This is a genomic window from Gemmata sp. (assembly GCF_051859125.1).
Lineage (GTDB): Bacteria > Planctomycetota > Planctomycetia > Gemmatales > Gemmataceae > Gemmata.
This window is the reverse complement of record NZ_JBHYGG010000058.1, coordinates 1-18368: the sequence shown is the minus strand read 5'-3', so window position 1 is coordinate 18368 and position 18368 is coordinate 1. Positions and strand designations below refer to the sequence as shown.

Genomic DNA, 18368 nt, shown 5'->3' with positions numbered 1-18368 from the left:
AGCGACGGAGCCTCCCGCCGAGTCGATTCACGAACGCGATGGCCTGGGCCTCGGCTTCGGCCTCGCCGGGGAGCGGAACCATTGCCGCTCCGCCGTCCGGCGGAGCCCCGGCGGGCCTGGAACAGCCCACGCACGCCACGAGCAGGCACACCAGCACCCTTCGACAAGTCACGACTGCCTCCTGGCCGTCTCCGGACACCGGCACGCGGCTCGGCTGGGGACGCGAACTCGCCGGCACGGTGTCACACTTTGTGGCGAGCGCTCGCCACCGATCGGCCGACCGCCCGCCCGGGGCGGGTCGCCGGGAGTACCGGGTGGTGGCCACCCGCGCCCTCGAAGGGCGCGGGTGGAACCATCAGAGTCAACGACCCGGCTTGTCGCAGTCGGACACCGTGCCCGCGGGCGGCGCAGAGTGTGGCGGCATCGGTCACGGCGGGAGCCCCCGCCGGCACGTTACCACACCGCCCCGGGGAACGCGAGCATCGGGTTGCTCGTGGTCGCGGCCGTCTCGTGTGGTGGAGATCCCCACACCAGCCCGCGGCTTCGCCGCTGCCCCGCTGCGGCGCGATCTCCCGCCCGGCCGGCCAGGACTCGCCCCGCGACCGGTCGCCCGTCCTGAGCGATCCTGGCGCGAATGGCACGGTCCGGGTCGGGGTTGTAGCGGACGGGGCGGACGCACGGGACGGGGCGGGCGGGATGGGCTGACGACAACACGTAGCCAGTGGCGAACGGTTGGGGCGGGTCGCGCAGCAACCGGCCAACTCCCGGCCCGCACCACGGCGATTCCGCGTGGGCGTCACCTCGGACGAGCGCGCCGCACTGAACCATATCCAAAATGGAAACGGTTGGCGGTGTCCGGTCGTTTTGGCCGTGCGTGGTCTTCTGACCCACACGCGGGCCAGTCGTCACCAAGAAGGTGACGACTGAGGCAACCACGGTCATGACGACCGCGGTTGGGGCCGAAGCCGGAATCCCGATATCGGCGGGAATTCCCGTCGATTCGACACTTGGACGAGTTCCGAAACGCGAATTCGCGTTCTGGAGTTGGCACGAGTGATCCGTGGTGATCTCCCCCGCGGTCCGGGCTGAGTGACCGAGATGGTCACGCAGGCTCGCGGCAACGCGAGCGGGCCGGGGACCGGCGACCCGGATCGACGGGCCGCGGTGACAGGCGCCGCCGTTGTCGTAACCGAACACCCGCTCGCACACCGTCAGGAGGACCGCCCGTGTCCGCCCGCCGCACCGGAGCCGCCTCGGCCGCCACCCTGATCGCCGTCGCCCTCACCGCCCTGGGGATCGACGCCAGCCTCGGGGTCGACGCCCGTGAGGAAGTGCGCCGGCACGAGGGCGACGCCGCGGCCCTCGAGGCCCAGCGGGTCCGCGTGCTCCGCGAGAACGAGGCGTCGGGCCGGGTCGCCGCCCGGGTGATCGCCGGCACGCTGCCGCTGGTCGGGGCCGTCGATGAGTTGGAGCCCGTGCTCCGGGAGCGGACCGGGTTCGCGTCCGCGTGGGCCGACGACCCGCCCCCGACGTTCCGGCACCGGGTGGCCCGGAGCATCCTGGCTCGGGTGGACGCTGAGCTGGCCCACGACCCGGCCCGCCGGGCCGCGGTCCTCGCCCGCCTCGACGCCGAGTACGCCGCCCTCCGGTAGCCGCCGCCCGTCCGGCCGGGTCACCCGGCCGGCACGAGCCGCTAGACGCACGCGATCTCGTCGCCGAGCACGACCACGGTGCCCGCCGCCCCGGTCCGCACGAGCGTCACCTCATCCCACTGCCACCGCAGGAACTGCCACAACGCCCGCACCGGCCCGGCCGGGATCCGCGCTCCGAGTGCCCGGATCTTGTCCCGGTCCATGCCCCGCCCTCCGGATCACCTGCGGGCCACAGAGTAAGGTGACCCGGAATGCCCGAGTTGTCGGGAAATGTCCGCAGGGCTCGCCCCAGTCCCGACACCGCGTCGGGACGGGGGCGAGACGCCCGGCCTGGGGTCGTGGCGCCGGGAGCGGGGCGACAGGATGGCCCATCCCCCGCTCCTGGCGCCGCCCGCACCCGCGCCGCGGGATCGCTCGTTCAGACCTACCGCGAGGTCAGGATGCGTCCCCCCCCCAAGGGGTGACGTCTGAAATTTTCTTGAGCTAAGGCATTCAAACACAGTCGCCGGCGGTCGCCATAGACATGGCGACCGCCGGCTTCGTCTGCGAACCATCTAGCGAGCACGGCGCACTCACTCAAATACAATGGATCGCCGGTTCACTTCTTTTGATCACCGGCTTTCATCTGTTCAATTGTCAGAGATTTACCGCCTCTAGGTTCGGTATCACCACACCCGGCGGCGGCGAAACACCCAGCCAGTATAGCGACAAAAGCCAGACGACCGGCAACTCGTATTGACGTCATGTTAACTCCGAGATCACTGGATGGGTCACCAATCCGAGCCGAGTACATTTCCATCCGCTGGCATCATGGCGTTCTGGAAGGTCGCCTGCGTGATCGATGAATTGATCCCGCGAACACTCCCGTCCATGAGAAGCGCATTGCAGACCGCTGTGTGGAGTCCCTGGAGGCGAGCGCGGTCCGAGTCGTTCTTCCCCGGGGTGGTGAACTGCGGGGGCTGGTTCCACGTCGCGTCACCGGACGAGTTACCGAAGTACGGGTTCCACTTCTGGTCGAACCAGTCGACCGCCCACAGGCTCGGGGCGTGGTCGCCACCGGAGTTGTGGGTCCCGGCGAACCGCTCGCCCATGGCAAGCGTGTTCGAGGTCCCGTCCGGAAGGGTCGCGATGCCATACTGCGAGCGGCGGAAGTTGCCACCGGGGCTCGACGTCCCGAACACTTGCCAGTTGATGACGTAGCTGGTCCCGTTCCAGTCCGTGTTGGTGTCGGGGCAGGCCCCGGGCAGCGTCGTGTCCGACGGGCACCGGAACCCCTTGACCGCTTGCCGTCGCAACAGGTTGCCGTTGACGGGTGCTTCGCGGACGGTCGGCTTGTTCGTTAGCCCGGCCTGGTACAGCGCATCCTGCTCGATGAACGGGAGGATGTGGAAGTGGAAAAAGGCGTTGTGGTCCGGCGAGCCCTTCGCGGTCTGGCCGCTGTCGCTCATCATCGGGGGCAACTTGGAGTACGTCCCCTCGTAGTTATGAAGCGCGACACCCAACTGCTTCAGGTTGTTACTGCACTGCGCGCGGGCGGCAGCTTCACGGACCTTTTGAACAGCGGGAAGGAGAAGCCCGATCAAGATGGCAATAATCGCGATGACAACCAACAGTTCGATGAGCGTGAATCCAAATCTACTTCTGCGGCCAGGGGGAGAGAAACGCATACGAACGTCCCGTGGAGATAGAGCGGGAAAGGGTAAAAGGCAAACGGATCCTAACCTTGCAAACGAGCATAGGCAACACGTTATTTCCCGATCCACCAACGATGTACACGGCGGCCCCGACCAAAATCGCGTTCCTATGGCCGAGATGAGAAACTTCGGATCCGAGCGGGACAGGCGGAAACGATGTTTGTCCTTCCTACCACCCGGTAGTGGCGCGGCGGGGGCCCGGCGATGTGTCGGGCCCCCGCATCGACTGTTCGCTCAACGATGCGAGCTCCGCACAGAAGGGCAGACCTCGGGTCTGCAAAGTCTGGGCCACCGGGGGCGGACGAGGACGAGTCGCCACACCCCCGGCGATTGCCGCGGTGCCGGCCCCGGGTTACCCTGTCCCCGTTCCCGTGGTGGATCTAGCTCGGTGCCCTGCACCAGGGCGATGTTGCGTCGTCCGAGCGTTTTGTCCCTCATGCGACCCGGGGAGGGCTGTTCCAGCACCGCTTTCGACCGGTGGGGGGATAATTACTCCCCGGTCTGGGGCAACCCCGCCGATCGTGGTTCCGCGTTCACGACCGAGAGGACGTAGACGGCGGTGCCGTGAGCCCTCCGCGGACCAGGATGAGAAGTAGACGTCACGGGAACGCGCGGGCCGGGGAGGTGATCCCCGGCCCGCGTGCGTTGAGCATCGGTCACGCGGCCCCGCCGAACACCCACTTCCGGACGTGGTCCGCAACGACCGCGGCGAGGCAGGCGAAACCGGTTCAGAACAGGGTCACGACTTCCGCCCCGCGGATCGCAGAAGCCGCAGGGCCTCCTGCCCGTTGATGGCCGAGCGTCGCTTCCGCTCGGCCGGGGTCTGGATCTCCGGGGCCGGCGGGTCGTCGCGGAGCCGGGCGCACTCGTCACGGAACGCGAGGTAGTCGCCCCACCGCACGAGCCGCTGCCCGCCCGGGGTCCGGGTCACCCGGAGCCGCAGCACCCGGCCGGCGACCCTCACCCCCTTCGTGGCCCACCGGCGGATCGTCGCCCGGTGGCAGTGGTTGGCCTCGGCCACGCCCGGGGCCAGCTTCGCCACCTGGCCGATCGACAGCACCCGGTCCGGGTCGAGCGTCGCCGGGTCCAGGTCCGGCAGCTTGTGAGCGGGCATCGCGGATCCTCCGTGTTCGTGCCGCCAGGCGGCCCCGTCCCGAACGTGGTGCGGGCTCTCGCCGGGCCGGACGAGCATCCGCGATCCGTGCCGCGGCCGCAACGGGAGCAGTCTCACCGCGCGTCGAGCCACTCCCCGATCGCCGCCAGCACATCGGGCCGGCGCTCGGGGTGCCGCCGGAGGTACTCGGCCACCGGCACGGTCGTGCCATTGACCACCACGACGAAGGCGATCGCGTCTACGTCCACGGCGAGCGTGTGCTGCGGGTGGCCGTCCCGCCCGCCCGCGACGGGGCCGAGCGGAACGGGCGGGGTTGGGGAGTTGCGGGGCGGGAGCATGCGGAGCGTTCCGGGCCGCAGGGAAAGCGCGCCGGGTGACCCGGAGGTGTGATCGAGAACGAACGGAATAAGGTGTCAGCAAATCGTGCCGGTTCCGGGCACACAACTCGCGCACTGCTCGGCGACGAGCGCCGGCACATGAGCCGCGAGGATCGGGCCGCCTGGGTGCGAAAACTCCACGCGCAGGGCATGAGCCAGCGAGCCATAGCGGACGCGGTTGGCGTGAGCGCACCGACTGTGAACAGGATCATCCGAAGCTCAGGTGTATCTCCTGATACACCTGAGCCAACCACGAAAGGCGATGGTGATGGCGTTCGACCCGGGTTTGGTGCTGCTCAGGCGGGCGTCGGTTCTATCTGGGCCACCTCGTTGATCAGGCCGTCAACTACGGCCACAGCTTCGAGTGCCGTTTCGCGTGGAATGTGGGGCTTCAATTGGTGGACGCGCTCCGCGCGATCTCGGTCGTTCCCGTCAGGTAGTTCGCGACGAGTCACGTAGAGGGCAGTGGCGAGGCGCTCGAGCTCAACGATTCCCTTGGATCCAAGGCGAGAGGCGACGAATTCAGTCTGCTGGTTGTAGAGGTCTCGCGTTTTTGGGAATCGTTGGAGCAGGTTCGACGCGTTGGCGCCGAGAGCGAGGCTGGGGCCGTAGGGAGGGCGAGGGACAGCGGACAGCAGACCGTCCGCCATGTTGGACGTCAGACCCTCTTTCAGCTCGAACGAGTAGGGACCGTGCTTGAACAGGACGAATTCGAAGTTCAGGGGCACGCCGAGGAGTTCCTGAACGAAGAATGTGGCCTTCTGGATGTGCGTCTCCCCGCACCAGCTCCCGTGCTTCTCAAGGCACTTGACAAGTGAGAGGAGAACAACGTTCTTCTGCGTTGGCGTCATGATTCGGTTTCCGCTTCAGTCGTGAGCAGCCGCTCCCGATTGTCCCTGAGCCACTTCTCCGCTTCCAGGTGCTTCTCACGCGCAACGAAGATGTAATCGAACGCGACCACCGGCAAACGTTGCAAAATGTCCGACATATCCCAGGCGGAACAGACCCCGGATCGAGTCCACACCGGAAAGTCGATGACACGACCTTTCTCCCGGTACCCGGTGTAGTGTACATAAGTTCCGGAAAACTGCGAGGTCAGGGCCTCAGCAAAAATTTTCGCAACGTCCGTGTTCAAGCTGAGATCGCTCGGATTTCTTTCGTAAAGCAGCCGGAAGTGTTCTCGCTCGCTGATGATTCGGGCGGGGACGTGGCCCGGCCTCGTCGGGTCTCTCGCCGCTGTCGCGAGTTCTGCCAGCATTTCGTTGTCGGTCGTGTTGAGGTGCTCCTCCAGATCCAGCGAAAATTGTCCGCGTGGGAGCGCGGCTTTGAAGAAGGTGACGAGGTGATGGTCGTACACCCGACGGACGGGGTGCAGGTAGACTTGCGTGTACATGAAGTACCGCGCGAGGAGAAGAGCTTCCGCCGCATGAAGGCCGCCTCGCGACACCCCAAGGGTTAACTCGCACCCTTCCTCTTGGGACTTGGGCAAGATGCGGAGGTTCTGGATCAAGCGGTTGTGGTCGAACTTGCCGTACGCGACGCCGGCATGGTGGGAGTCACGCAGGAGGTAGTCGATCCGATCCACGCCGAACGCGTCACCCGTGATGACTTCGGTGAGGATCGCCTCCCAATCCGTGAACGCGGGGCCACCGTATTTCGCTGGTCCGACCGCGAGCCGAGCGACATCGGAAGCCTTTACGTTCAGCGCGTCCCAGTAGGGCCGCATCGAATCGCTCTCGATCAAGGCGCGTGTGAGGTGTTCGTGTTTTTTCCCCTCGGGAAGAAGGTCCTCGCCGGCGTGGGAAAACGGCAGGTGACCGATGTCGTGGCAGAGGGCGGCCATGCGAACCACCCGACGCCACCTTTCGTGATCGAACGTTTTGTGCTCAGGGACAACGTCACGAGCCTGCTCGCAGACGAGGTTCGCGGGGTCTGTGATGATGTCGTACACTCGCCCCGCAAGCTCCATAACCCCGAGCGAATGCTCGAACCTGCGGTGCGTCGCGCCGGGGTAGAGGAGGTGTGTTAGTGCGAGCTGGTGGATGTGGCGGAGTCGCTGAACTTGTCGGGAGTCGACGACCTTTCGCTCATCCGTCTCAAGTGTGATAAACGTGTGGATCGGGTCGCGAAACTCGTGGCGACGCTTCTTCATGGGTCGAGACAGGGGGTTGGGCGCAGTCGTCGTCAGAAATTACGCACGCAGTGAACGAGACTCTACCCTCTCGCGGAAGGAGGAGCCAGTGGTTTTTGAAGCCCATTAAGATCAGTGCCTTTCAACGAACCAGGAGAAGTGGGATGGCGATCCGAGAAGGTAGTTCGAGCGGCCCCCAACTGGTGCGGGCCGGGGGATCCCCGGCCCGCGTCACTCCGCACCCGCCGCTCACCCCGCCGCGGCGACCGCCGGCGTGTCGGCCTCGTCCATGTCGGCCGCGTCGCGCGGGTCCTCGCCGAACGGCTGGATGCACCCCGCCGCCGCGTTCAAGGCCCAGCGGAACCCGGCCAGCTCCGACAGGTGCCGGACCATCTCCTCGGCGATGTACTCCCCTGGGGCCGATGCTGGGATCCCAGCATCGGCCCACAGTTCGAGCGGCGTCTCCTTGTGGTACTCCCGCCGGAACGCGTCGATCCGGTCGGCCAGGTCCTCGACCGCGTGGGCGATGGCCCACAGGTCCGCGTTCATCTGGCTCGCCTCCAGCACCTCGTACCGGGTCGGGTGAGTCTCGGGCATGTTCATGATCCTCGTGAGGGTTGTGGGGTCGGGCTCGAAGCGTTCGCGGCGGTCACCGGCGGCGGCCGGGGATCGGGACGGCGTGACCCTCGAGCATCTCCAGGTAGGAGCCGACGGCCCACGCGCACCCGCCCGCGGCCGCGGCCACCTCGTACGACTCGTCGAGCAACTCCCGCTCGGGCCCCTCGGGCCGCGGGAGCCCGGCCTCGAGCCAGTCGAGCCCGACGCTGTCCCCGTTGCCCTCGGCCAGGTCGAGCAGCTCCTCGCGGGCCTTCGCCAGGATCGCGATGAGCCGGTGGACCCGGCGGTTGAACTCGCCCTTCGCGTACATCGCGCGGTACTTCCGCGCCGCGGGCCGGTCGGCCCCGGCCGGTTCCCTTGCTGTCGTCGTGGCTCCCATGCTCGTGATCCTCGTGACGGAATGGTTCGTGGAGTATCTGCCGGCCGCTCCGCCGGGGTCACTTCGGTGCCTTGAGGCGGGGGCGGACGCTGAGCAGCTCCTCGGACGTGCTCACCAGGAACCGCCGGGCGACCTCGGCCTCGGCCGGGCACACGGCCCCCGCGGCCTCCGCCGCGTCGAGGTCGCCGAGCAGGTCGTCGACGGCGTCGGTCAGCGCGACCCAGGACAGGACGATCCGGGCGCGGCTCGCCCGCTTCGACTTCGCGGCGCGGCGGCCGCCCTTGGTGGCGGGGGCGGGGATCAGGAACGCAACTCGGTTGCTCACGGGTGGCCTCGTGGTTCGGTGTGAGGGTGCGGGGCCAACCGCCTGCAAAACGCAGGCGGTTGGTTGGCTGGTTCAACCGTTACCCAGCGGGTAACGGTTGGCGGGTGCGGTCAGTCGTCGAGGAGCGGGGACGGGACGTCGATCAGGCACGGCGGGACCGAGTCGGCGTTCAGGAGCGTGTTCGAGGCGTCGCCGAGGTACTCGATCGCGTCGGCGAGTTCCCGCTCGCTGTACGCCTCGTGGAGCGGGTGCCGCGGGTCGAGGACCGCGGCACGGAGCCGGTTGGCGTCCTCGATGAGCCGCTCGAGCACCCCGCGGGCGAACGTGCACCAGCGCGAGGCCGCGTCGTGGTGTGGGTCGCGGGGCCGGGGCGTCGGGTGCGGGGCGTGGGCCGCTGCGGATCCGTTGGCCGGGGGCGGGGCCTTGCGGGTGCGTGCCATGTCGTGCTCCGTGTGCGTGGTGGTGAGGGGTCAGGCCGCGGGGGCGGTGGTGAACGCGGTGCAGACCGGGCACACGAGCTGCGTGCCGGCGGACGAGACGTCGAAGAACCGGTCGCCGGCGCACTCGGGGCACGGGGGCGGCGAGCCGATGGACCGCCGGCGCGGGGCGGGCCGCGGTCGGGGCCTCGGGCAGACGGGGTGCGGGGACTTGCTTAGCTCGGGGCGTGGCGATACCGTGGACGACATCGAGTGTCTCCTTCGTGCAAGGTTGGGGATTCGGTACCGGCCCCGGGTAGCGTCAACTACCCGGGGCCAACTTGTGGAAAGACTGCCACCGAGGTGGCGTAGTCACTGGTTCAGGACTAGTCTATAACGCAGGACTCGAACCGGTTCAAGAACTTTCGCGGGAATGACCGATAAAACCGGTTGCACCCGCCCAGCGGTCAAGGTTCGGCGCGAACGCTTTGCTGCCACGCATGGGAGGGCCGGGTTGTGATCGTGGCCGATCCTGTCACATTCGCCCAGCGTCTGAAGGAACTCCGCGAAGCCGCGGGCATGACGCAGTACCGTTTGGCCCAAACCTCTGGGCTCTCGAAGCAGACCATCTCGCAACTCGAGAAGGGCACCAACGAACCGTCGTGGGACACGGTTCGCAAGTTGGCGAGGGCACTGGGGATCGCGACCGACGACTTCGACACCGCGAGCGACCAGGCCGAGCCTGACGACACCCCGCCCCCGCCACCGAAGAAGCCGGCCCCCAAGAAGCCGAAGCGCTGACCGGCACCCACTTCCACTCAGTCTCGCCGCGTCCTCCGCCTCCGCGGCCTCGGGCTCGACTCGCCCCCACCGCTCATCTCGTCCTTCCCATCGATCCCGTCGCGGTCGCCGTACGCGCTCATAATCGCGAACAGGACCGCCGCCGCGACCCCGAACGCGGCCTGGACCGCGGCGACAGCGTACCACCACGCCCGGAGCCAGACCGCCTCGGCCTGGCCGGCCATCGACCACGCGGCGACCGCGCCGCCGGCCGCGGCGATGCTCCCGATCAGCAGTAACGTTTCGAACGGCACGGGCGATCTCCTCTTGGGGTGGGGGTTCCGCCCCCGGGGGCGGAACCCGGTCACGCTACCTTCAGTTCGCCGCACGACCCGGGCGATTCGGCCGGGTCGCCCGCTTGGGCTTGGCCGGCTCATTGCCGATCACGGCCTCGCCGGTGCCCAGGGCGTTCAGCCGCTTGACCAGGTCCATCCGCTTGAACTCCAGGTGCAGGTTGCCGTTCTTGAAGCACCGGCACCGGAAGTAGTCCGTCTCGGCCCGGCCGTCGGCGCTCGTGCGGATGGCCTCGAACAGCGGGGGCCGCCCCTCCCGCACGATCCCCTTGCCGTCGAGCACGTGGAACATGTTGTCCAGGGCGGCCGCCTCGGCCTCGCGGCGGTAGTTCACGCGGAACCGCTCGCTGCCGTACCCCGGCTGGACGAACCACGTCAGCACCACCCGGCGGCCGACCTGCACGGCGCTGTTCACCTTGAACTTCTTCGCGTGCTCCCGCCGGCTGGGCAGGAGGAGGGTGAACACCTCCTTCGCCGCCTCGGCCGCGAAGTCCCGGGCCTGGTCGGCCATGTTGAACAGGATCCCCATGATCGTCTCGGCGGTGATCTCGGGGAGGTCGCCCTTCTCCAGCTGCTCCTCGAACTCCTTCCGCTTCGCCACGCTCATGATGTCCTTGATGCCGATCCGCGCGACGAGCCGCTTCCAGGCGTCCCGGCTCAGGTGCTTGACCAGGGCGTCGAGTTCGCCCTCGGGGTCGTGGGCCCCGTAGGACCGGTGGTTGTGCTGGACCTCGAAGGCCACCGAGAACGACCCGTAGTACCCGTCCCGCTCGGCCGGGAACGCCGCGTTCAGCCGCCGGGTCTGCTCCCACACGCTCCGGATGCTCGCCTTCATGGAGGCGACGGCGTCCTGGAACTCCTCCGCCATGAACACCACGGACTCGCGGAACTCCTCGGAATCCATGTGCGCCCGCGTCAGGCCGCCGGCCGGGATCGTCGCAATCGTCGTCATCTCGTTCTCCTCAGTTCTTGGCCGTGAGCAGGGTGAACATCGCCGCCCGGCCCGCCTTCTGTCGCCGCCCGTAGGCCATCAGCGTGAACCAGTACAGCACCACCTCGCACTCGAGGTTGGTCAGGCCGTCGGTGACGGCGTGCATCCGTGCGACCGTGTTGCACCGGCCCGCGAGCATGAAGGCCATCGCGAGCCGCATCCCCTCGGCGTGCTCGATGGTCAACTCGCCGACCTGGTAGTTCCGGTCGAACAGGGCGGCGGCGAACTCGCGGGCCGACCCGTCGAAGGCCGCCGGGAACGCGAGCGGGCTCGACTTCTCGGCGTTGAACAGCACGCCCCGCCGCTCCGCGAGCTTCAGGACCGTCTTGACCTTCTCCTCGGCGGCACCCGGCCCCACGTAGGGCACGGCCCACGACTGGGCGGTGTCGCCGGTGCGGTCGTCCCGCATTTCGAGGGCGAGCCGGACCCGGCCGCCCTTCGTCACCTTCGTCGTCAGAACGAACCGCTCCATCGTTGCCCTCCAGAAGGAGCCCCGGCGGTTTGGACCCGCCGGGGCGTGCCACTCGGTTCGTCACTTCTTCATCGCCCGAGCCGCGGAGAAGAGCCCGCCCGCCACGTTCACGGCGAACATGACCGCCATGAAGGCCGCGAACCCCACCGCCCCCGCGGGGGCCGCCCCGATCCCGACCACGGCCGCCAGCGCCCCGGCCCCGCTCACCGCCGCCATCACCCCGTCCACCGTTCGCTCGGTCACCATGATCCGCTCCTTCAGGTTGGGGGCCGGGCAACGCGCCCGACCCGACGCCCGCACTCAGACCTGGTCCGCGTCCGTCCCGAACAGCACCCGGGCGAGTGCGTTGCCCGCGACGGCCGCACTGAACGCCGCCATCGCCGAGAACACCACCCACAGCACCCACGCGTCCTTCGACGCCATCGACACCGCGTTCGCGGTGTTCAGCACCGCCAGCCCGCCGTTGAACGCCGCCCAGCCCAGGTTCAACCGCCGCCGCACCTTCATCGAGAACCAGTCCATCGAAGTCCCTCCGTTGAAGTTCCCGCCCTACTCACCCCGGCAGCCGGCCCGTCCGCACGAGGCAGTCGAGTTCGCCCCCGGTGATGATCCCCCGCTCGTACTGCCGCACCCGGCCCGCGTCGGCCCGGGCCATCTCCTCGGCCGTCAGCCGCGACTCCGCGTAGTCGTACCCGGCCGCCTTGGTCGCCGCGGCCCGCCTCGCCTCCATCGCCTCGTACTCGGTCGCGTTCATGCCCGGCTCCCCGGTTGAGGGGGCGGGTTTGGGCCCCGCCCCCGGCCTCGCGTCCGACTCACTTCGCCCACTGCCCGCCGCCCAGGTACACCCGGAACCCCGCGGCCCGCACCACCTTCGTCAGGAGCCGCTTGCGGCGGCAGTCCTGGTGGATGGTCGGGGCGTACCCCCCGCTCATCGCCGCCACCATCTCGGCCCAGGTCCGGAACGCCGTCACCGCGTTCGTCAGGGCGTCCAGCCCGCCCGCGGCCACCCGCCCGCACACCGGGCACCGGTCCGAAGCCTCCGACTCGATCCCGCAGTCCACGCACGTCACTGCCGTCTTCATCGCGTCCCCTCCTGAGTTAGTATGCGTCGTCGGTGCCCACATATATCTATACGTCGTCGGCGTCTACTTGTAACGGCTGATCCGGCGGAATTGGCGAAATAGTTTGCGTCGTCGGCGTCGAGTGCCTAGAATGCCGACACCTCGAACGGGAGCGGCCGATGGTCCGGGAGATCGCGCTGAAGGACGTGGGGCTGCTGTCCGTCGCGGACGCGGCCGCCGAGCTGGGGGCGGCCCCGCGGACCGTGCAGAAGTGGATCGCCGACGGGCTGCTCCCGGTGGTCGTCGCCGGGGGCGGGATGCGGACCGTCTACCTGCTCCGGGCCGCGGACGTGAAGGGGTTCACCCCGCCCCCGATGGGTCGCCCGCGGAAGGACGCGACCGCCCCGGGGCCGGCGAAGAAGGCGGCGGGCCGCAAGAAGTGAGCGATTGGGGCCGCACGGCCGCAGGCGTCTCCCGTCACCCCAGAGGTCACCCGATGCCGCCCCCCGACGCCCCGCACCCGTCCGGCCGCGCCCGGCTCCAGAACGACCCGGACAAGTTCATCCGCCCGGTGAAGGGCAACAAGTTCCAGGCCCGGCCGTGCGACCTCGGGGTCCGGTACAACCTCGGCGTCTTCCCGACGATCGGCGAGGCCCGGCGGGCGGTGGCCGAGTTCTGGTGGGGGAAGCGCGAGCCCAGGGTGCGGTTCGCGCGGCCGGTCCGGGACCGGGCCGGGCGGGTGACGTGGATCGCGTGCGTCCGGGTGCCGGGCGTGGGCGGCGGGAAGCTGGAGACGGTGCGGGTGGGCGGGACGTACCCGAGCGCGAAGGACGCGCACGCCGCGGCGGTCGCGTGGCTCGTGGCCGAGCTGGGCGTGTTCGCCTGGCGGGTGGTCGCGGGGTGCGAGGTCGACGTCCGCCGCTGACGGTCACGCCGCGGCCCGGGGGTGCGGCTCGGGCTCGGGCTCCACGTCCACTGCGGCCGCGGGCTCCGGTGCGGTGGCCGGCTCGGCCGCCCCGGGGAGCGTCGGCTGGGCGATCAGGGTGACGGTCTGGGCCGCGGTCCCGGCCCTCAGCACGAGCGGCCGGCCGGGTTCGCGGAACTCGATGGTCACCGCGTCGCCGAACGCCGCCGCGATCCGCGCCAGGATCGCGAGCGTCGCGGCGGGGACGGTCGCCGACGCCACGGGCGGGCCCTCGGTGGAGATCTGCACCGTCGCGGCCACGGGCGGGAACAGCCCCCGGCCCTGCTCCAGGCGGGTGACCCGCTCGGCCTCGGCCCGCGGGTCGGCCACGCCGAACGTGGCCTCGTTCTCGCCGAGGGCCGCGAGCACCGCACCGCCCCCGTCCCGGCCCGCGCGGCTCGCGTCGCCGAACACCCTCCGGAACTCGGCCGCCGCGACCAGCGCCCGGCCCGCCGAGGCGTCGGCGGCGCGGACCTCGTCCGGGCCGTCGGCCCCAACGTCGGGGAGCAGGTCGCCCTCCACCACGGCCAGGCCGCGGAGGTCGGTCGCCGCGACCCGGTACCGCCGCCGGCCCTTCTTGTTCGACACCTCGACCTCGACCCGGCCGACCTCGAACCGGGCCGGCCGGCCCGAGCGGTCGGCCGCGTCCGCGACCGCGCCCAGGTTCGCCGGCAGTGCCACCACGCCCATGTTCGCCCCTCGCCCGTGGAACGGAAGGTAGTCGCGTACAGGGTAACGCGGGGCGTTGCCCGAGTTGGACCCTGGTGCTGGCCTCGCACCTCCCGAGCCGTGGTGGTACGCTCACCACCAATACCCACTGCACCCGGAGGACCGCCGTGCCCATCGCTCGACCACTCACCAAGGAGTTGCTGAAGAAGCTCTTCCTCAAAACGCGTCACGAGGTCCGGCGAGGGGGGAAACTGGACGGCCACAGCTCCTCCGTCGGCGGCGTCATCGGCTACATCCCCCAGATCTTCCCGGAGTTGGGGCCGCACCTGACGAACGAGGAAAAGTACCTCGCGGTCCGAGCCGCATTCGAGTTGGAGCGCGACGGGTTCATCTGGCAGGAAATCGGACAGTCCGAGGCGTTCAAGGTGCTCTCCGACCTCGGGGAGGAGGTAGTCGAGCGCGACCTGGCGGACATGCGGCTGCCGTCGATCGACCTCGACCAACTGCTCTCCCGGGACGACCTCCGGGGGCTGACCCGCGACGACTTCAACTCCGGCGATTACGAGACGGCCGTGTTCAAGGCCTTCCGCCACCTGGAGGAGTACGTCCGGTTCAAGGCAAAGGAGCCGGCGTCGTCGCTCGGCGTAGCATTGATGAGCGCCGCGTTCTCCCAGAGCAACGGGAAGTTGAAGCACCCGGCCGCTGCCGTGAGCACCGAGCAGGAAGGGCTGCACCAACTCATGCGCGGGGCGATCGCGTGGTTCAAGAACCCGAGCAGTCACCGTACCGTTCGCCGCGACGATGCCCAACAGGCGGCCCACGTCCTCGCGTTCGCGAACATGCTCCTCGACTTGGTTGACGAGTGCAAGTGAGGGCCTATCTGCCGAGCAACGAAGGTCGTTGCCAAGCATCGCTAACTTTTTACTTGAGAACGATCATGACCCCTGCCGCCCTCACCCTGACACTCACACAGATCGAGACCGCGGACCACGAGGCCGGCCACGCCGTCGTCGCTCACCTTCTCGGGCAAGGGCCTCGTGCTGTCCTTATCGAGGACAACCTGAACGGCGATCACACGGGGCAGACGCAGTCAGAGTACATCCCATCCGAGAACGAGGTGGCGGACTTGCGGATGAGGCTCGCGGTGGCGGTCGCCGGATTCCTGTCGCATGTCAAGAGTGTAGCTGGACGACACCTCGACGAGACCGTGGTGTTCTGCGGCGAGCAACCGTGGGAGACCTTGTATGTCTATCTTGTCTCTCAAGACGCGACGCCTCCGGTGCTCACGCTTCGCGGTGCTGACTCGAGCCGCACAGTAAGCGTCTCGGCGGCCGCCCCGACAGAGTTGTGCAACGATCGCCGCGACATAATTCACTTCACCTGCAGTCTCCAGGGTCACGGCTTCAATGTGTGTGATGAGGGCGCGCGGTCCCTGGTGGAAACCGCTGCGACCCTCGACCGCCCGGAAGTGTGGGGCGTTGTGGAGGCGGTTTCGAGGGCACTCAGGGACTCCACCCCGACACATCTGCGGCGACTCGAAGGCGATGCGCTGAAGGGGCTACTTAAGGGCTTACCGACACCAGCGAGGGGCGGGTGGACGTGGCTGAGGTGAGCTTCCGACCCATTGCGCCACAAAGCGCGTCTCGCTGCATGAGGGGCGGAACTCGGCCCGCCGCAGCCGCGGCCCCCGCCGTGTACGCCCAATGTACGCCCTGACTGGCGGATATCGGCAGACATCAGCGGACCGGGCTTCGCTGGTACGCCTTGAATTCAAGCGTCAGCACACATCGGTGGACACTCAAAGGGACATTGACATTGTGGGGGTCACTGGTTCAAGTCCAGTAACGCGCACTCGACGCGAGGGCCGCAATCCGAAAGGGTTGCGGCCTTCTTCGTTTCCCGGACGAGCTTCAGAATAGCGGCCCTGTACACCCGATCTCCTGGCCGGTGGCCAGGGCAGGTTCCGGCGGGTGTTCACCAAGACGGGGACGCAATGTCAACGCTCACCTGCCCTCACTGCGGGGCCGCGCTGCCACTCGTCCGGGACGCCTTTTGCCCGGAGTGCCGCGAGCCACTCGACGCCCCGGCCGAAGGCCCCACGCCTGATCCCGCACGACCACGACCCGGTGCCCGGACCGCCACGCCGGCCAAAGCGGTGTACTGGCCCGCGGTCGCGCTGATTTTGGCCGCTGGGGCGAACGCGGTCGTGGCGGCCCTCATCGCCATTGACGGGTACACCGGCTGGCTCATCGGTCCGATCGATGATCGGGTCCGCTGGGGCGGGGTCGTCTCGGGGGTGGCGTCCGTCGTCGTAATCTGGGGCGGGTACAACTTGGGCCGGCTCGGTTCGTTCGGCTGGGCGCTCGCGGGGTCGATCATCGCGACGACGCCCGGCCTCTCGGGGTGCTGCTTCAGTTTCCCCGTCGGCATCATGTGCCTCATGACCGTGCTCCGTGCCGACGTGCGAGCGGCCTTCGGGACGCGAGCCGGCCGAGAGGCGATCGACCCCACTCGTCGCTCACCCGAATAGGGTGCCGGCGAGGGTTGCGAGCTTCTCGTCGTCTCCGGCATCAGGTGCGCGTAGACGCGGAGGGTGATCGAAACGTCGGCGTGGTCGAGTCGCCCCGACACCCGCTTGATGGACCCGCCCCCGGCGATGAGTCCGCTGGCGTGGGTGAGCCGCCGGTCGTGGAAACGGAGCCTTGCGGGGATCAGGTCCGGTTCGGCCTCCCCTGCCCTCGTCTCTTCGGCCGCGTTCACGTTCTTCACGATCGTCTTGAACGCCCTCAGCACGTTCTTCTTGTCGAGGTACTGCCCGGTCCGGGTGCAGAAGACCGGCGCGGCGATACGCCCGCCCTTCAGCGCCGCGGCTCGGTGGTCCCGGAGCGCGGCCACCACCAACGGGGCAAGCGGGCGGAAGGGAAGAAGGCATTGTTGCTGGTGTGGGAAAACGCGGCCTGGCGCGTGAGCAAGCGGGTGCGGGTCGGGATCAACTCCCACAACCGGAAGGCTCGTGCGGAGGGCGGGGTTCGGATCGTGGCGTGCTTCCTGCCGGTGGAGAGCCCGTGGCTCAACCCGATCGAGCCAAAGTGGGCGCACGGCAAGAGGGCCATCGTCGAACCCGAGCGCCTGCTCGCGGCTGCCGGGGTCCGAACTCGCGTGTGCTACTCCCACGGCTGCGAGCACCAAAAGCCCCTCGCACAACTATCCGCCTGAAACTGGACCAGGGGTGTCGAACAGGAGGGGGGTACATGCACCGAAGGCGACGTTCACCGAGCCGGAGCGAGCAGGTGGTAGACCGATCTGGTTGTCTCGCATGACTCCCCAATCCATCCGGGTCATGTTCAGTCCCTGTCTGCTGGCTTCGGAACGGCAAGGAATGCTTCCCCGACACGCCCGTGATCAGCTTCGGGAGGTCTACCCAGCCGCCGTCACCATCGCCCGCCGTCTCCAACTGGCCCATCCGCTCACCGCTGTCGGCGTCGATCCGGTGGACCGTTACCCGCCGTTCGGCCTCGACGCCCTCCAGGTTGAATCGGGGGATGATCCGGTCGGCCGCGGACCGGAAGGTGGAGTACGTGTCGTGGTGTAGCGGCACCAGGTCGGTGGCGGGACTTTCGGAATTCACCCCCTCAGCGGTCCTCGCGCCGATCACCCGGCTCACCCTCGTCTGGGCCGCTCCTGGGGCAGTAGCCGTCGCACCGCACGACCGGCTGGGGCGGGTACTTCGGATAGGCAGCGGTCGTGACCGACAACTCGCACAGCAGGAACCTGGACCTCGCCGTGCAGACTTCCCGGACGTTCTCGCAGGTTTCGCACAAGCTCTGCATCACTACTCCGAATCTAGCCGCCCGCTCCCGTCCGAGCCGCCAACGCCCGCTTGCGCTCCGCCGTGTACTTCCACCACGGCCGCTTCGGCGCTCCTTCCATGTAACTTATGGCGGCGATGAAGGTGTCGAGCAGGCACGGGTCGTGGCGGTGGCCGGTGATCCGGCACAGCTCGTCGTGCAGCCCATACGGGTCACGCCCCGGCAACCCGGCGGGCGTGGCGATCCCCAACTGGCGCAGGTCGGCGGCGACGGCAGGGCCGACGTTGCGGTATGTCCTCCAGCCGGGCGACCTCCCGGACTTTCTTCGCCTGTTTCTTCTTCTGCTGAGCCATCTCCAACTTCTCCCGCCGGTCCATCGCCTTGATCGCCGCCTCCCGCTCAAGGGCCGAACTCTGGTCCGGTTGCTTCCTGGTGGGCCAGTTCGACCGGCAGGCGGCTGCGGGTGTACCTCGATGCGGTCCCGGGGTCGTGCTGCTGGCAGCGGCGGCTGACGCTGGCCCTGGCGGGGAAGCGGACCCTCGCGGGCCTGGGCCCGGAGGACC

28 protein-coding genes and 1 pseudogene are annotated in these 18368 nt (G+C 68.6%); 8 read left to right on the top strand and 21 right to left on the bottom strand.

Annotation, left to right across the window (positions count from 1 at the left end; all coding sequences use genetic code 11):
• Positions 1-1226: 1226 nt before the first annotated feature.
• Positions 1227-1652, top strand: coding sequence for a hypothetical protein (locus ACTIGN_RS07460; protein WP_439622368.1), 426 nt, complete (start codon positions 1227-1229; stop codon positions 1650-1652).
• Positions 1653-1693: 41 nt separating this feature from the next.
• On the opposite strand, the gene ACTIGN_RS07455 is transcribed toward ACTIGN_RS07460, so the two are convergent.
• The 4 genes from ACTIGN_RS07455 to ACTIGN_RS07440 all read right to left on the bottom strand — a co-directional run bounded on the left by ACTIGN_RS07455 (position 1694) and on the right by ACTIGN_RS07440 (position 4798).
• Positions 1694-1855, bottom strand: coding sequence for a hypothetical protein (locus tag ACTIGN_RS07455; RefSeq protein ID WP_439622366.1), 162 nt, complete (start codon positions 1853-1855; stop codon positions 1694-1696).
• A gap of 567 nt (positions 1856-2422) precedes the next feature.
• Positions 2423-3319 (bottom strand): DUF1559 domain-containing protein, encoded by an 897-nt coding sequence (locus tag ACTIGN_RS07450; RefSeq protein ID WP_439622365.1) that lies wholly within the window; start codon positions 3317-3319, stop codon positions 2423-2425.
• Between the two features lie 766 nt (positions 3320-4085).
• Positions 4086-4460, bottom strand: a complete 375-nt coding sequence (locus ACTIGN_RS07445; protein ID WP_439622363.1) for a hypothetical protein — start codon at positions 4458-4460, stop codon at positions 4086-4088.
• 113 nt (positions 4461-4573) lie between these two features.
• A complete protein-coding gene (locus ACTIGN_RS07440; RefSeq protein WP_439622361.1) occupies positions 4574-4798 on the bottom strand; it encodes a hypothetical protein in 225 nt (74 codons plus the stop codon).
• A gap of 138 nt (positions 4799-4936) precedes the next feature.
• Here ACTIGN_RS07440 and ACTIGN_RS07435 point away from each other — a divergent pair.
• Positions 4937-5059: pseudogene (locus ACTIGN_RS07435) on the top strand (helix-turn-helix domain-containing protein); the annotation flags it as partial.
• Positions 5060-5133: 74 nt separating this feature from the next.
• On the opposite strand, the gene ACTIGN_RS07430 reads toward ACTIGN_RS07435, so the two are convergent.
• From ACTIGN_RS07430 to ACTIGN_RS07400, 7 genes are all read right to left on the bottom strand, one after another.
• Complete coding sequence (locus tag ACTIGN_RS07430) at positions 5134-5688, bottom strand: hypothetical protein (RefSeq protein ID WP_439622370.1); 555 nt, start codon at positions 5686-5688, stop codon at positions 5134-5136.
• Entirely contained in the window at positions 5685-6989 is a 1305-nt protein-coding gene (locus ACTIGN_RS07425) for an HD domain-containing protein (RefSeq protein WP_439622360.1), read from the bottom strand. Before ACTIGN_RS07425 ends, ACTIGN_RS07430 begins: the two co-directional genes overlap by 4 nt.
• A gap of 228 nt (positions 6990-7217) precedes the next feature.
• Positions 7218-7565 carry a hypothetical protein gene (locus ACTIGN_RS07420; RefSeq protein WP_439622358.1) on the bottom strand — a complete coding sequence of 116 codons (348 nt, stop codon included), beginning with the start codon at positions 7563-7565 and terminating at the stop codon, positions 7218-7220.
• A 52-nt stretch (positions 7566-7617) separates the two neighbouring features.
• Positions 7618-7965 carry a hypothetical protein gene (locus tag ACTIGN_RS07415; RefSeq protein ID WP_439622356.1) on the bottom strand — a complete coding sequence of 116 codons (348 nt, stop codon included), beginning with the start codon at positions 7963-7965 and terminating at the stop codon, positions 7618-7620.
• Between the two features lie 58 nt (positions 7966-8023).
• Positions 8024-8290 carry a hypothetical protein gene (locus ACTIGN_RS07410; RefSeq protein WP_439622354.1) on the bottom strand — a complete coding sequence of 89 codons (267 nt, stop codon included), beginning with the start codon at positions 8288-8290 and terminating at the stop codon, positions 8024-8026.
• Positions 8291-8400: 110 nt separating this feature from the next.
• Positions 8401-8730, bottom strand: coding sequence for a hypothetical protein (locus tag ACTIGN_RS07405; RefSeq protein WP_439622352.1), 330 nt, complete (start codon positions 8728-8730; stop codon positions 8401-8403).
• 30 nt (positions 8731-8760) lie between these two features.
• Positions 8761-8976, bottom strand: coding sequence for a hypothetical protein (locus ACTIGN_RS07400; RefSeq protein WP_439622351.1), 216 nt, complete (start codon positions 8974-8976; stop codon positions 8761-8763).
• A gap of 246 nt (positions 8977-9222) precedes the next feature.
• On the opposite strand from ACTIGN_RS07400, the gene ACTIGN_RS07395 reads away from it, so the two are divergent.
• The gene (locus tag ACTIGN_RS07395; RefSeq protein WP_439622349.1) at positions 9223-9507 is read left to right on the top strand and encodes a helix-turn-helix domain-containing protein; all 285 of its coding nucleotides are present in this window, start codon (positions 9223-9225) and stop codon (positions 9505-9507) included.
• A 17-nt stretch (positions 9508-9524) separates the two neighbouring features.
• On the opposite strand, the gene ACTIGN_RS07390 is transcribed toward ACTIGN_RS07395, so the two are convergent.
• The 7 genes from ACTIGN_RS07390 to ACTIGN_RS07360 all read right to left on the bottom strand — a co-directional run bounded on the left by ACTIGN_RS07390 (position 9525) and on the right by ACTIGN_RS07360 (position 12384).
• Complete coding sequence (locus ACTIGN_RS07390; protein ID WP_439622347.1) at positions 9525-9800, bottom strand: hypothetical protein; 276 nt, start codon at positions 9798-9800, stop codon at positions 9525-9527.
• A gap of 61 nt (positions 9801-9861) precedes the next feature.
• Complete coding sequence (locus tag ACTIGN_RS07385; RefSeq protein ID WP_439622345.1) at positions 9862-10791, bottom strand: DUF4942 domain-containing protein; 930 nt, start codon at positions 10789-10791, stop codon at positions 9862-9864.
• Between the two features lie 10 nt (positions 10792-10801).
• On the bottom strand, positions 10802-11302 hold the full coding sequence (locus ACTIGN_RS07380) for a DUF7680 family protein (protein ID WP_439622343.1): 501 nt from the start codon (positions 11300-11302) through the stop codon (positions 10802-10804).
• 60 nt (positions 11303-11362) lie between these two features.
• Positions 11363-11548: a hypothetical protein gene (locus ACTIGN_RS07375; protein ID WP_439622342.1), complete on the bottom strand. Its 186-nt coding sequence runs from the start codon at positions 11546-11548 to the stop codon at positions 11363-11365.
• A gap of 54 nt (positions 11549-11602) precedes the next feature.
• Positions 11603-11824, bottom strand: a complete 222-nt coding sequence (locus tag ACTIGN_RS07370) for a hypothetical protein (protein WP_439622340.1) — start codon at positions 11822-11824, stop codon at positions 11603-11605.
• Between the two features lie 31 nt (positions 11825-11855).
• The gene (locus ACTIGN_RS07365) at positions 11856-12056 is read right to left on the bottom strand and encodes a hypothetical protein (protein WP_439622338.1); all 201 of its coding nucleotides are present in this window, start codon (positions 12054-12056) and stop codon (positions 11856-11858) included.
• A gap of 58 nt (positions 12057-12114) precedes the next feature.
• Entirely contained in the window at positions 12115-12384 is a 270-nt protein-coding gene (locus ACTIGN_RS07360; RefSeq protein ID WP_439622336.1) for a hypothetical protein, read from the bottom strand.
• Between the two features lie 158 nt (positions 12385-12542).
• On the opposite strand from ACTIGN_RS07360, the gene ACTIGN_RS07355 reads away from it, so the two are divergent.
• Together ACTIGN_RS07355 and ACTIGN_RS07350 are read left to right on the top strand one after the other, a co-directional pair.
• Entirely contained in the window at positions 12543-12806 is a 264-nt protein-coding gene (locus ACTIGN_RS07355) for a helix-turn-helix domain-containing protein (protein ID WP_439622334.1), read from the top strand.
• Positions 12807-12859: 53 nt separating this feature from the next.
• The gene (locus ACTIGN_RS07350) at positions 12860-13288 is read left to right on the top strand and encodes a hypothetical protein (RefSeq protein WP_439622332.1); all 429 of its coding nucleotides are present in this window, start codon (positions 12860-12862) and stop codon (positions 13286-13288) included.
• A gap of 3 nt (positions 13289-13291) precedes the next feature.
• On the opposite strand, the gene ACTIGN_RS07345 is transcribed toward ACTIGN_RS07350, so the two are convergent.
• A complete protein-coding gene (locus ACTIGN_RS07345; protein WP_439622330.1) occupies positions 13292-14017 on the bottom strand; it encodes a hypothetical protein in 726 nt (241 codons plus the stop codon).
• Between the two features lie 146 nt (positions 14018-14163).
• Between ACTIGN_RS07345 and ACTIGN_RS07340 the strand changes: the two genes are divergently transcribed.
• Both ACTIGN_RS07340 and ACTIGN_RS07335 read left to right on the top strand, forming a co-directional pair.
• Entirely contained in the window at positions 14164-14868 is a 705-nt protein-coding gene (locus ACTIGN_RS07340) for a TIGR02391 family protein (RefSeq protein ID WP_439622328.1), read from the top strand.
• 65 nt (positions 14869-14933) lie between these two features.
• Positions 14934-15608 carry a hypothetical protein gene (locus tag ACTIGN_RS07335; protein ID WP_439622326.1) on the top strand — a complete coding sequence of 225 codons (675 nt, stop codon included), beginning with the start codon at positions 14934-14936 and terminating at the stop codon, positions 15606-15608.
• Positions 15609-16009: 401 nt separating this feature from the next.
• Here ACTIGN_RS07335 and ACTIGN_RS07330 read toward each other — a convergent pair whose 3' ends face one another.
• A complete protein-coding gene (locus ACTIGN_RS07330; protein ID WP_439622324.1) occupies positions 16010-16891 on the bottom strand; it encodes a tyrosine-type recombinase/integrase in 882 nt (293 codons plus the stop codon).
• Positions 16892-16930: 39 nt separating this feature from the next.
• Between ACTIGN_RS07330 and ACTIGN_RS07325 the strand changes: the two genes are divergently transcribed.
• On the top strand, positions 16931-17212 hold the full coding sequence (locus ACTIGN_RS07325) for a hypothetical protein (protein ID WP_439622322.1): 282 nt from the start codon (positions 16931-16933) through the stop codon (positions 17210-17212).
• 627 nt (positions 17213-17839) lie between these two features.
• On the opposite strand, the gene ACTIGN_RS07320 is transcribed toward ACTIGN_RS07325, so the two are convergent.
• Positions 17840-18055: a helix-hairpin-helix domain-containing protein gene (locus ACTIGN_RS07320; RefSeq protein WP_439622320.1), complete on the bottom strand. Its 216-nt coding sequence runs from the start codon at positions 18053-18055 to the stop codon at positions 17840-17842.
• Positions 18056-18368 lie beyond the last annotated feature (313 nt).

Coding starts and splice junctions, on each gene's coding strand:
- ACTIGN_RS07400 (WP_439622351.1), bottom strand. CDS start 8,976: ATGTCGTCCACGGTATCGCCACGCCCCGAGCTAAGCAAGTCCCCGCAC.
- ACTIGN_RS07450 (WP_439622365.1), bottom strand. CDS start 3,319: ATGCGTTTCTCTCCCCCTGGCCGCAGAAGTAGATTTGGATTCACGCTC.
- ACTIGN_RS07430 (WP_439622370.1), bottom strand. CDS start 5,688: ATGACGCCAACGCAGAAGAACGTTGTTCTCCTCTCACTTGTCAAGTGC.
- ACTIGN_RS07440 (WP_439622361.1), bottom strand. CDS start 4,798: ATGCTCCCGCCCCGCAACTCCCCAACCCCGCCCGTTCCGCTCGGCCCC.
- ACTIGN_RS07425 (WP_439622360.1), bottom strand. CDS start 6,989: ATGAAGAAGCGTCGCCACGAGTTTCGCGACCCGATCCACACGTTTATC.
- ACTIGN_RS07405 (WP_439622352.1), bottom strand. CDS start 8,730: ATGGCACGCACCCGCAAGGCCCCGCCCCCGGCCAACGGATCCGCAGCG.
- ACTIGN_RS07360 (WP_439622336.1), bottom strand. CDS start 12,384: ATGAAGACGGCAGTGACGTGCGTGGACTGCGGGATCGAGTCGGAGGCT.
- ACTIGN_RS07370 (WP_439622340.1), bottom strand. CDS start 11,824: ATGGACTGGTTCTCGATGAAGGTGCGGCGGCGGTTGAACCTGGGCTGG.
- ACTIGN_RS07345 (WP_439622330.1), bottom strand. CDS start 14,017: ATGGGCGTGGTGGCACTGCCGGCGAACCTGGGCGCGGTCGCGGACGCG.
- ACTIGN_RS07375 (WP_439622342.1), bottom strand. CDS start 11,548: ATGGTGACCGAGCGAACGGTGGACGGGGTGATGGCGGCGGTGAGCGGG.
- ACTIGN_RS07365 (WP_439622338.1), bottom strand. CDS start 12,056: ATGAACGCGACCGAGTACGAGGCGATGGAGGCGAGGCGGGCCGCGGCG.
- ACTIGN_RS07355 (WP_439622334.1), top strand. CDS start 12,543: ATGGTCCGGGAGATCGCGCTGAAGGACGTGGGGCTGCTGTCCGTCGCG.
- ACTIGN_RS07385 (WP_439622345.1), bottom strand. CDS start 10,791: ATGACGACGATTGCGACGATCCCGGCCGGCGGCCTGACGCGGGCGCAC.
- ACTIGN_RS07350 (WP_439622332.1), top strand. CDS start 12,860: ATGCCGCCCCCCGACGCCCCGCACCCGTCCGGCCGCGCCCGGCTCCAG.
- ACTIGN_RS07445 (WP_439622363.1), bottom strand. CDS start 4,460: ATGCCCGCTCACAAGCTGCCGGACCTGGACCCGGCGACGCTCGACCCG.
- ACTIGN_RS07455 (WP_439622366.1), bottom strand. CDS start 1,855: ATGGACCGGGACAAGATCCGGGCACTCGGAGCGCGGATCCCGGCCGGG.
- ACTIGN_RS07335 (WP_439622326.1), top strand. CDS start 14,934: ATGACCCCTGCCGCCCTCACCCTGACACTCACACAGATCGAGACCGCG.
- ACTIGN_RS07415 (WP_439622356.1), bottom strand. CDS start 7,965: ATGGGAGCCACGACGACAGCAAGGGAACCGGCCGGGGCCGACCGGCCC.
- ACTIGN_RS07420 (WP_439622358.1), bottom strand. CDS start 7,565: ATGCCCGAGACTCACCCGACCCGGTACGAGGTGCTGGAGGCGAGCCAG.
- ACTIGN_RS07380 (WP_439622343.1), bottom strand. CDS start 11,302: ATGGAGCGGTTCGTTCTGACGACGAAGGTGACGAAGGGCGGCCGGGTC.